Origin of the sequence: Escherichia sp. KTE52 (genome assembly GCF_000408325.1) — a bacterium.
Lineage (GTDB): Bacteria > Pseudomonadota > Gammaproteobacteria > Enterobacterales > Enterobacteriaceae > Escherichia > Escherichia marmotae.
Genome location: NZ_KE138676.1, coordinates 46,422 through 56,668 on the forward strand (window position 1 = coordinate 46,422; position 10,247 = coordinate 56,668).

At 48.8% G+C, this 10,247-nt stretch carries 11 protein-coding genes and 1 tRNA gene; all 12 read left to right on the forward strand.

Annotation, left to right across the window (positions count from 1 at the left end):
• The first annotated feature begins 1,087 nt into the window (after window positions 1–1,087).
• The 12 genes from cydA to A1SC_RS20745 all read left to right on the forward strand — a co-directional run bounded on the left by cydA (window position 1,088) and on the right by A1SC_RS20745 (window position 10,244).
• A complete protein-coding gene (gene cydA / locus A1SC_RS20800) occupies window positions 1,088–2,656 on the forward strand; it encodes a cytochrome ubiquinol oxidase subunit I (RefSeq protein WP_001516006.1) in 1,569 nt (522 codons plus the stop codon).
• A gap of 15 nt (window positions 2,657–2,671) precedes the next feature.
• Window positions 2,672–3,811: a cytochrome d ubiquinol oxidase subunit II gene (gene cydB / locus A1SC_RS20795; RefSeq protein WP_000568264.1), complete on the forward strand. Its 1,140-nt coding sequence runs from the start codon at window positions 2,672–2,674 to the stop codon at window positions 3,809–3,811.
• A gap of 14 nt (window positions 3,812–3,825) precedes the next feature.
• Window positions 3,826–3,939, forward strand: coding sequence for a cytochrome bd-I oxidase subunit CydX (cydX, locus tag A1SC_RS20790; protein ID WP_000270283.1), 114 nt, complete (start codon window positions 3,826–3,828; stop codon window positions 3,937–3,939).
• Complete coding sequence (ybgE, locus tag A1SC_RS20785; protein WP_016261822.1) at window positions 3,939–4,232, forward strand: cyd operon protein YbgE; 294 nt, start codon at window positions 3,939–3,941, stop codon at window positions 4,230–4,232. The genes cydX and ybgE overlap by 1 nt, the downstream gene beginning before the upstream one ends.
• 149 nt (window positions 4,233–4,381) lie before the next feature.
• Window positions 4,382–4,786, forward strand: a complete 405-nt coding sequence (gene ybgC, locus A1SC_RS20780) for a tol-pal system-associated acyl-CoA thioesterase (RefSeq protein ID WP_001098372.1) — start codon at window positions 4,382–4,384, stop codon at window positions 4,784–4,786.
• Window positions 4,783–5,475, forward strand: a complete 693-nt coding sequence (tolQ, locus tag A1SC_RS20775) for a Tol-Pal system protein TolQ (RefSeq protein WP_016261823.1) — start codon at window positions 4,783–4,785, stop codon at window positions 5,473–5,475. The genes ybgC and tolQ overlap by 4 nt, the downstream gene beginning before the upstream one ends.
• A 3-nt stretch (window positions 5,476–5,478) precedes the next feature.
• Window positions 5,479–5,907, forward strand: coding sequence for a colicin uptake protein TolR (tolR, locus tag A1SC_RS20770; protein ID WP_000090096.1), 429 nt, complete (start codon window positions 5,479–5,481; stop codon window positions 5,905–5,907).
• A 64-nt stretch (window positions 5,908–5,971) separates the two neighbouring features.
• Window positions 5,972–7,225, forward strand: coding sequence for a cell envelope integrity protein TolA (gene tolA, locus A1SC_RS20765; RefSeq protein WP_016261824.1), 1,254 nt, complete (start codon window positions 5,972–5,974; stop codon window positions 7,223–7,225).
• 132 nt (window positions 7,226–7,357) lie between these two features.
• A complete protein-coding gene (gene tolB / locus A1SC_RS20760) occupies window positions 7,358–8,650 on the forward strand; it encodes a Tol-Pal system beta propeller repeat protein TolB (protein ID WP_001516009.1) in 1,293 nt (430 codons plus the stop codon).
• 34 nt (window positions 8,651–8,684) lie between these two features.
• Window positions 8,685–9,206, forward strand: a complete 522-nt coding sequence (gene pal / locus A1SC_RS20755; protein WP_001295306.1) for a peptidoglycan-associated lipoprotein Pal — start codon at window positions 8,685–8,687, stop codon at window positions 9,204–9,206.
• 9 nt (window positions 9,207–9,215) lie between these two features.
• Entirely contained in the window at window positions 9,216–10,004 is a 789-nt protein-coding gene (gene cpoB / locus A1SC_RS20750; RefSeq protein WP_000097584.1) for a cell division protein CpoB, read from the forward strand.
• Window positions 10,005–10,168: 164 nt separating this feature from the next.
• A tRNA-Lys gene (locus A1SC_RS20745) sits at window positions 10,169–10,244 on the forward strand.
• Window positions 10,245–10,247: the final 3 nt, after the last annotated feature.

A 10,247-nucleotide genomic window follows, 5' to 3' on the forward strand; every position in this document is an offset into this window, starting at 1 on the left:
ACCCTTATAAAGGCAATTAAAAAAGTTTGATGTATGTATCCAATACTATTCGCTTCTGGCTTAACGCAGAATTGTAAAAATAATGTTGTAAGTAACAAGTAGTTAATATCCTGCACAGGTTTATGCCATTCGTTGGAGCTAATCAACTTTACGCCATAGGAGTATTTTTTAGAGGCAGGGTAACGTATTGTTCGAAGGAATCTGGAGTTTTATAACACTCACTTACAATCCCACTTCGTTGTTTCGTGTTACTGTTAAATGAATAACAATATTCTATATATAACAGCCTGCGGTAGACTTACTTGCTGAATTACCTGCTATTTTTCTTAATTGTTAATTGCTGAATTAATCGTAGAGGACAAGAGCGGGAAAATACCTATACCCTATAATTTCGCTTAAAAAATTTTCGTCCCGCCTGACTATACCCAATACATCTATTCCTATAAGTGATTATTACCAGAGAAACAATAAAATAATGGACTCATAGGAATGTGCTCATAAAGACAACAATCGATTAACTTTGATAAAAATATGTTATGTAAAATGGCAACAAATTGGCTACTCTAACTAATTAGTATTATAAAAAGTCGATAAAGCAGCTCTGTTAAATAAAATACTGTTTTTTTATCTATATCTCTCCATTGCGATAATAATTATGCATTTATGGTTTACAATATGTTAACAACAAAATTACCAACAATCTCTAATTCACACATAATTAACATATCTGATTGATTTTGATATAAATCAATTTTTAATTCTTGAAAAAAATCTGCAAAACACGATAAATTGTCGTAGATCAAATTGGTGAGATGGTGACAATTTCGCTATAAATTGATCACTGTCGAAAAATGCAAATTTGTTCAATAAAAACCTGTTTATTGTAAGGATTTTGCGGCGTAATATAATTGCGGGATCAATTTGGTTTATTCATTAACATGTTTGTAACTTTTTATCATTGTCTTTTCCTCTTTTGATGAAATGGCAACGATAGGGGCGAGCAAATAATTTTGTATTGGGGCATGCGTGTGACCCTTTCTAACGGGGTTCACTCTCGGAGTCTTCATGCGATGAGCAAGGAGTCATGATGTTAGATATAGTCGAACTGTCGCGCTTACAGTTTGCCTTGACCGCGATGTACCACTTCCTTTTTGTGCCACTGACGCTCGGTATGGCGTTCCTGCTGGCCATCATGGAAACGGTCTACGTCCTTTCCGGCAAACAGATTTATAAAGATATGACAAAGTTCTGGGGCAAGTTGTTTGGTATCAACTTTGCTCTGGGTGTGGCAACCGGTTTAACCATGGAGTTCCAGTTCGGGACTAACTGGTCTTATTATTCTCACTATGTAGGGGATATCTTCGGTGCGCCGCTGGCAATCGAAGGTCTGATGGCCTTCTTCCTCGAATCCACCTTTGTAGGTCTGTTCTTCTTCGGTTGGGATCGTCTGGGTAAAGTTCAGCATATGTGTGTCACCTGGCTGGTGGCGCTCGGTTCAAACCTGTCTGCACTGTGGATTCTGGTTGCGAACGGCTGGATGCAAAACCCAATCGCGTCCGATTTCAATTTCGAAACTATGCGTATGGAGATGGTGAGCTTCTCCGAGCTGGTGCTTAACCCGGTTGCTCAGGTGAAATTCGTTCACACTGTTGCGTCTGGTTATGTGACTGGCGCGATGTTCATCCTCGGTATCAGCGCATGGTATATGCTGAAAGGCCGTGACTTCGCCTTCGCAAAACGCTCCTTTGCTATCGCTGCAAGCTTCGGTATGGCTGCTGTTCTGTCCGTTATTGTTCTGGGTGATGAATCCGGTTACGAAATGGGTGACGTGCAGAAAACCAAACTGGCTGCTATTGAAGCCGAGTGGGAAACTCAACCTGCGCCTGCTGCCTTTACTCTGTTCGGTATTCCTGATCAGGAAGAGCAGACGAACAAATTTGCAATCCAGATCCCTTATGCGCTGGGTATCATCGCTACACGTTCTGTGGATACGCCGGTTATCGGCCTGAAAGAGCTGATGGTGCAGCACGAAGAACGTATCCGTAACGGGATGAAAGCGTACTCTCTGCTTGAGCAACTGCGTTCTGGTTCTACCGACCAGGCTGTACGCGATCAGTTCAATAGCATGAAGAAAGATCTCGGTTATGGTCTGCTGCTGAAACGCTATACGCCGAATGTGGCGGATGCGACTGAAGCGCAGATTCAACAGGCAACCAAAGACTCTATTCCACGTGTAGCACCGCTGTACTTCGCGTTCCGCATCATGGTGGCGTGTGGCTTCCTGCTGCTGGCAATTATCGCGCTCTCCTTCTGGAGCGTAATCCGCAACCGTATCGGTGAGAAAAAATGGCTGCTGCGCGCCGCGCTGTACGGTATTCCGCTGCCGTGGATCGCTGTAGAAGCGGGCTGGTTTGTTGCCGAATATGGTCGTCAACCGTGGGCTATCGGTGAGGTGCTGCCTACCGCAGTGGCGAACTCGTCGCTGACTGCAGGCGATCTCATCTTCTCTATGGTTCTGATTTGCGGCCTGTATACCCTGTTCCTGGTGGCAGAAATGTTCTTAATGTTCAAGTTTGCACGCCTCGGCCCAAGCAGCCTGAAAACCGGTCGCTATCACTTTGAGCAGTCTTCCACGACTACTCAGCCGGCACGCTAAGACAGGAGTCGTCAAATGATCGATTATGAAGTATTGCGTTTTATCTGGTGGCTGCTGGTTGGCATTCTGCTGATTGGTTTTGCAGTCACTGACGGTTTCGACATGGGGGTGGGCATGCTCACCCGTTTCCTCGGTCGTAACGACACCGAGCGTCGAATTATGATTAACTCCATCGCCCCACACTGGGACGGTAACCAGGTTTGGCTGATCACTGCAGGCGGCGCATTATTTGCTGCCTGGCCGATGGTCTATGCCGCTGCGTTTTCCGGCTTCTATGTCGCGATGATCCTCGTGCTGGCATCTTTGTTCTTCCGTCCGGTCGGTTTTGATTACCGTTCCAAGATTGAAGAAACCCGCTGGCGTAACATGTGGGACTGGGGCATCTTCATTGGTAGCTTCGTTCCGCCGCTGGTGATTGGCGTGGCGTTCGGTAACCTGTTGCAGGGTGTACCGTTCAATGTTGATGAATATCTCCGTCTGTACTACACCGGTAACTTCTTCCAACTGCTCAATCCGTTCGGCCTGTTGGCTGGTGTGGTAAGCGTCGGGATGATCATCACTCAGGGTGCAACCTATCTGCAAATGCGCACCGTTGGTGAACTGCACCTGCGTACCCGTGCAACGGCTCAGGTGGCGGCGCTGGTAACGCTGGTGTGCTTCGCACTGGCTGGCGTATGGGTGATGTACGGTATCGACGGTTATGTTGTGAAGTCGACAATGGACCATTACGCAGCATCTAACCCGCTGAATAAAGAAGTGGTTCGTGAAGCTGGTGCATGGCTGGTGAACTTCAACAACACGCCAATTCTGTGGGCTATTCCGGCTCTGGGGGTAGTTCTACCACTGCTGACTATCCTGACTGCGCGTATGGATAAAGCCGCGTGGGCGTTTGTGTTCTCTTCTCTGACACTGGCCTGCATCATTCTGACTGCGGGTATTGCAATGTTCCCGTTTGTAATGCCGTCCAGCACCATGATGAATGCAAGTCTGACAATGTGGGATGCAACTTCCAGCCAACTGACGCTTAACGTCATGACCTGGGTTGCGGTGGTTCTGGTGCCGATCATTCTGCTCTACACCGCCTGGTGTTACTGGAAAATGTTCGGACGTATCACCAAAGAAGATATTGAACGTAACACCCACTCTCTGTACTAAGTAAGGAGCTAAAAATGTGGTATTTCGCATGGATTCTGGGAACGCTTCTTGCCTGTTCATTTGGGGTAATTACCGCGCTGGCGCTTGAGCACGTCGAATCAGGCAAAGCCGGTCAAGAAGACAGTTGATGAGTAAGATTATCGCAACCTTGTATGCGGTAATGGACAAGCGCCCTATGAGGGCGCTTTCCTTCGTGATGGCGCTTCTGTTAGCAGGATGTATGTTTTGGGACCCATCACGTTTTGCCGCGAAGACCAGTGAGCTGGAAATCTGGCATGGATTATTGCTGATGTGGGCCGTCTGCGCAGGCGTTATTCACGGCGTGGGGTTTCGTCCGCAGAAGGTTCTTTGGAAAGGGATTTTTTGCCCATTGCTTGCTGATCTTGTTCTCATTGTAGGGCTGATTTTCTTCTTCTTTTAAATCAGAATTCTCTTTAAAAATTTATGGGCCGTTGAGGGTCCATAAATTTTTACGCTCCCTTAACTTACCCTCATTCCCAAACCTCAATCGCACGCGTATAGTAGCAGCGTTTAAAAGTTCTAACTTTTGTTGCATTACCGGGATGTAAAGTGAATACAACGCTGTTTCGATGGCCGGTTCGTGTCTATTATGAAGATACTGATGCCGGTGGTGTGGTGTACCATGCCAGTTACATCGCTTTTTATGAAAGAGCACGCACAGAGATGCTGCGCCACCATCACTTTAGCCAACAGGCACTGATGGCTGAACGTGTTGCCTTCGTGGTGCGTAAAATGACGGTGGAATATTACGCACCTGCACGGCTCGACGATATGCTCGAAATACAGACTGAAATAACATCAATGCGTGGCACCTCTTTGGTTTTCACGCAACGTATTGTCAACGCCGAGAATACTCTGCTGAATGAAGCCGAGGTTCTGATTGTTTGCGTTGACCCACTCAAAATGAAGCCTCGTGCGCTTCCTAAGTCTATTGTCGCGGAGTTTAAGCAGTGACTGACATGAATATCCTTGATTTGTTCCTGAAGGCTAGCCTTCTGGTTAAACTTATCATGTTGATTTTGATTGGTTTTTCAATCGCATCCTGGGCCATTATTATCCAGCGGACCCGTATTCTTAACGCTGCAGCGCGTGAAGCCGAAGCGTTTGAAGATAAATTCTGGTCTGGAATCGAACTTTCTCGCCTCTATCAGGAGAGCCAGGGAAAACGAGATAATCTCACTGGGTCGGAACAAATCTTTTACAGCGGGTTCAAAGAATTTGTGCGCCTGCATCGTGCCAACAGCCATGCGCCAGAAGCAGTGGTGGAAGGGGCTGCACGTGCGATGCGTATCTCTATGAATCGTGAGCTGGAAAATCTGGAAACACACATTCCGTTTCTCGGTACGGTGGCTTCTATCAGCCCGTATATCGGTTTGTTTGGTACAGTCTGGGGGATCATGCACGCTTTTATTGCCCTTGGTGCGGTAAAGCAGGCAACACTGCAAATGGTGGCTCCCGGTATCGCAGAAGCGTTGATTGCCACGGCAATCGGTCTGTTCGCCGCTATTCCGGCGGTTATGGCTTACAACCGTCTTAACCAACGCGTAAACAAACTGGAACTGAATTACGATAACTTTATGGAAGAGTTTACTGCGATTCTGCACCGCCAGGCGTTTACCGTTAGCGAGAGCAACAAGGGGTAAGCCATGGCCAGAGCGCGTGGACGAGGTCGTCGCGATCTCAAGTCCGAAATCAACATCGTACCGTTGCTGGATGTACTGCTGGTGCTGTTGCTGATCTTTATGGCGACAGCACCCATCATTACCCAGAGTGTGGAGGTCGATCTGCCAGACGCTACTGAATCGCAGGCAGTGAGTAGTAACGATAATCCGCCAGTGATAGTTGAAGTATCTGGTATTGGTCAGTACACCGTGGTGGTTGAGAAAGATCGCCTGGAGCGTTTACCTCCAGAGCAGGTGGTGGCAGAAATCTCCAGCCGTTTCAAGGCTAATCCGAAAACGGTCTTTCTGATCGGTGGCGCAAAAGATGTGCCTTACGATGAAATAATTAAAGCGCTGAACTTGTTACACAGTGCGGGTGTGAAATCGGTTGGTTTAATGACGCAGCCTATCTAAGCATCTGCGTTTCCCTTGCTTGAAAGAGAGCGGGTAACAGGCGAACAGTTTTTGGGAACCGAGAGTGTCAAAGGCAACCGAACAAAACGACAAGCTCAAACGGGCGATAATTATTTCAGCAGTGCTGCATGTCATCTTATTTGCGGCGCTGATCTGGAGTTCGTTCGATGAGAATATAGAAGCTTCAGCCGGAGGTGGCGGTGGTTCGTCTATCGACGCCGTAATGGTTGATTCAGGTGCGGTAGTTGAGCAGTACAAACGCATGCAAAGCCAGGAGTCAAGCGCGAAGCGTTCCGAAGAGCAGCGCAAGATTAAGGAACAGCAGGCAGCCGAAGAACTCCGTGAAAAGCAAGCGGCTGAACAGGAACGCCTGAAGCAACTTGAGAAAGAGCGGTTAGCTGCTCAGGAACAGAAAAAGCAGGCTGAAGACGCCGCCAAACAGGCTGAGTTAAAGCAGAAGCAAGCGGAAGAAGCGGCAGCGAAAGCTGCGGCAGATGCTAAAGCGAAGGCCGAAGCGGATGCCAAAGCAGCAGCCGAAGCGGCGAAGAAAGCGGCTGCGGATGCGAAGAAAAAAGCGGAAGCAGAAGCTGCCAAAGCCGCAGCCGAAGCGCAGAAGAAAGCTGAGGCTGAAGCCGCCAAAGCTGCTGCGGCACTGAAGAAGAAAGCCGAAGCTGCAGAAGCCGCCGCTGCTGAAGCAAGAAAGAAAGCAGCGGCTGAAGCTGCTGAAAAAGCGAAGGCTGAAGCTGAGAAGAAAGCGGCTGCTGAAAAAGCGAAGGCTGAAGCTGAGAAGAAAGCGGCTGCTGAAAAGGCTGCGGCTGATAAGAAAGCAGCGGCAGAGAAAGCTGCAGCAGAGAAAGCCGCAGCCGAGAAGAAAGCAGCAGCGGCAAAAGCGGCTGCTGAAAAAGCCGCTGCAGCTAAAGCGGCCGCAGAGGCAGATGATATCTTCGGTGAGCTAAGCTCTGGTAAGAATGCACCGAAAACCGGTGGTGGGGCGAAAGGGAACAATGCTTCGCCTGCCGGGAGTGGTAATACTAAAAACAATGGCGCATCAGGTGCAGATATCAATAACTATGCCGGGCAGATTAAATCTGCTATCGAAAGTAAGTTTTATGACGCATCGTCTTATGCAGGCAAAACCTGTACGCTGCGCATAAAACTGGCACCAGATGGCATGTTACTGGATATCAAACCTGAAGGTGGCGATCCCGCACTTTGTCAGGCTGCATTAGCAGCAGCTAAACTTGCGAAGATCCCGAAACCACCAAGCCAGGCAGTATATGAAGTGTTCAAAAACGCACCATTGGACTTCAAGCCGTAATCGCGATGTTGGCCGTCACGGCGGTTAATATCAGACATCGGTTGTCGCGGGGTTCTGGTAGTTTTGTGTATTTGAGTTTGTTAACATTCTGCTAAATTATCGTGGACTATCTGTCCGGATAAGGGAGATATGATGAAGCAGGCATTACGAGTAGCATTTGGTTTTCTCATACTGTGGGCGTCAGTTCTGCACGCTGAAGTCCGCATTGTGATCGACAGTGGTGTAGATTCCGGTCGTCCTATTGGTGTCGTTCCTTTCCAGTGGGCAGGGCCTGGTGCGGCACCTGAAGATATTGGCGGCATCGTTGCTGCTGACTTGCGTAACAGCGGTAAATTTAACCCGTTAGATCGCGCTCGTCTGCCACAGCAGCCGGGTAGCGCGCAGGAAGTTCAACCCGCAGCATGGTCTGCACTGGGTATTGACGCTGTGGTTGTAGGTCAGGTCACTCCGAACCCGGACGGCTCTTACAATGTTGCTTATCAGCTAGTTGATACCGGTGGTGCTCCGGGTACTGTACTTGCTCAGAACTCATATAAAGTTAACAAGCAATGGCTGCGTTATGCTGGCCATACCGCCAGTGACGAAGTGTTTGAAAAACTGACCGGCATTAAGGGTGCGTTCCGTACTCGTATTGCCTACGTTGTTCAGACCAACGGTGGTCAGTTCCCGTACGAATTGCGCGTATCTGACTACGATGGCTACAACCAGTTTGTGGTTCACCGCTCTCCTCAGCCGCTGATGTCTCCGGCGTGGTCACCAGACGGTTCTAAACTGGCATATGTCACCTTCGAAAGCGGTCGTTCCGCGCTGGTTATCCAGACGCTGGCAAATGGCGCTGTGCGTCAGGTGGCTTCATTCCCGCGTCACAACGGTGCGCCAGCGTTCTCACCGGATGGCAGCAAACTGGCGTTTGCCCTGTCTAAAACGGGTAGCCTGAACCTGTACGTAATGGATTTAGCTTCTGGTCAGATTCGTCAGGTGACTGATGGCCGTAGCAACAACACTGAACCGACCTGGTTCCCGGACAGCCAGAACCTGGCATTTACTTCTGACCAGGCAGGTCGTCCGCAGGTTTATAAAGTGAATATCAACGGCGGTGCGCCACAACGTATTACCTGGGAAGGTTCGCAGAACCAGGATGCGGATGTCAGCAGCGACGGTAAATTTATGGTAATGGTCAGCTCCAATGGTGGGCAGCAGCACATTGCCAAACAAGATCTGGTAACGGGAGGCGTACAAGTTCTGTCGTCAACGTTCCTGGATGAAACGCCAAGTCTGGCACCTAACGGCACTATGGTAATCTACAGCTCTTCTCAGGGGATGGGATCCGTGCTGAATTTGGTTTCTACAGATGGGCGTTTCAAAGCGCGTCTTCCGGCAACTGATGGACAGGTCAAATCCCCTGCCTGGTCGCCGTATCTGTGATAATAATTAATTGAATAGTAAAGGAATCATTGAAATGCAACTGAACAAAGTGCTGAAAGGGCTGATGATTGCTCTGCCTGTTATGGCAATTGCGGCATGTTCTTCCAACAAGAACGCCAGCAATGACGGCAGCGAAGGCATGCTGGGTGCCGGCACTGGTATGGATGCGAACGGCGGTAACGGCAACATGTCTTCCGAAGAGCAGGCTCGTCTGCAAATGCAACAGCTACAGCAGAATAATATCGTTTACTTCGATCTGGACAAATACGATATCCGTTCTGATTTCGCTCAAATGCTGGATGCACACGCAAACTTCCTGCGTAGCAACCCGTCTTACAAAGTCACCGTAGAAGGTCACGCGGACGAACGTGGTACTCCGGAATACAACATCTCCCTGGGTGAACGTCGTGCGAACGCCGTTAAGATGTACCTGCAGGGTAAAGGTGTTTCTGCTGACCAGATCTCCATCGTTTCTTACGGTAAAGAAAAACCTGCAGTACTGGGCCATGACGAAGCGGCATACTCCAAAAACCGTCGTGCGGTACTGGTTTACTAAGAGAATTGCATGAGCAGTAACTTCAGACATCAACTATTGAGTCTGTCGTTACTGGTTGGTATAGCGGCCCCCTGGGCCGCTTTTGCTCAGGCACCAATCAGTAGTGTCGGCTCAGGCTCGGTCGAAGACCGCGTCACTCAACTTGAGCGTATTTCTAATGCTCACAGTCAGCTTTTAACTCAACTCCAGCAGCAACTCTCCGATAATCAGTCCGATATTGATTCCCTGCGTGGTCAAATTCAGGAAAATCAGTATCAACTAAATCAGGTCGTGGAGCGGCAAAAGCAGATCCTGTTGCAGATCGATAGCCTCAGCAGCGGTGGTGCAGCGACGCAATCTGCCAGCGTTGAGCAAAGCGGGGCGGCGGCAACAACGCCAACGGCTGATGCTGGTACTGCGAGTGCTGGCGCGCCGGTGAAAAGCGGTGATGCAAACACTGATTACAATGCAGCTATTGCACTGGTGCAGGATAAATCCCGCCAGGATGATGCGATGGTGGCATTTCAGAATTTCATCAAAAATTATCCTGATTCAACTTACCTGCCAAACGCCAATTATTGGCTGGGTCAGTTAAACTACAACAAGGGTAAGAAAGATGATGCGGCGTACTATTTTGCTTCGGTAGTGAAAAACTATCCGAAGTCACCGAAGGCTGCAGATGCGATGTTTAAGGTCGGCGTCATCATGCAGGACAAAGGTGACACTGCGAAAGCGAAAGCCGTGTACCAACAGGTTATCAGTAAGTACCCTGGTACTGATGGCGCCAAACAGGCACAAAAACGTCTGAACGCCATGTAATGCATAACACGCGACCAGAAGTCGCATTATTTCTGGTCGTGTCGTGCGAATCATAAGCAGTTGAGTGATCTACATCGAAATTTTTGTTGCGCTCAAATCTGAAATCAGTAATATATGCCGCCGTTGCCACGGGATATCAAACAAACCGAAAGCAACACTAAAGTGGGTCGTTAGCTCAGTTGGTAGAGCAGTTGACTTTTAATCAATTGGTCGCAGGTTCGAATCCTGCACGACCCACCACTA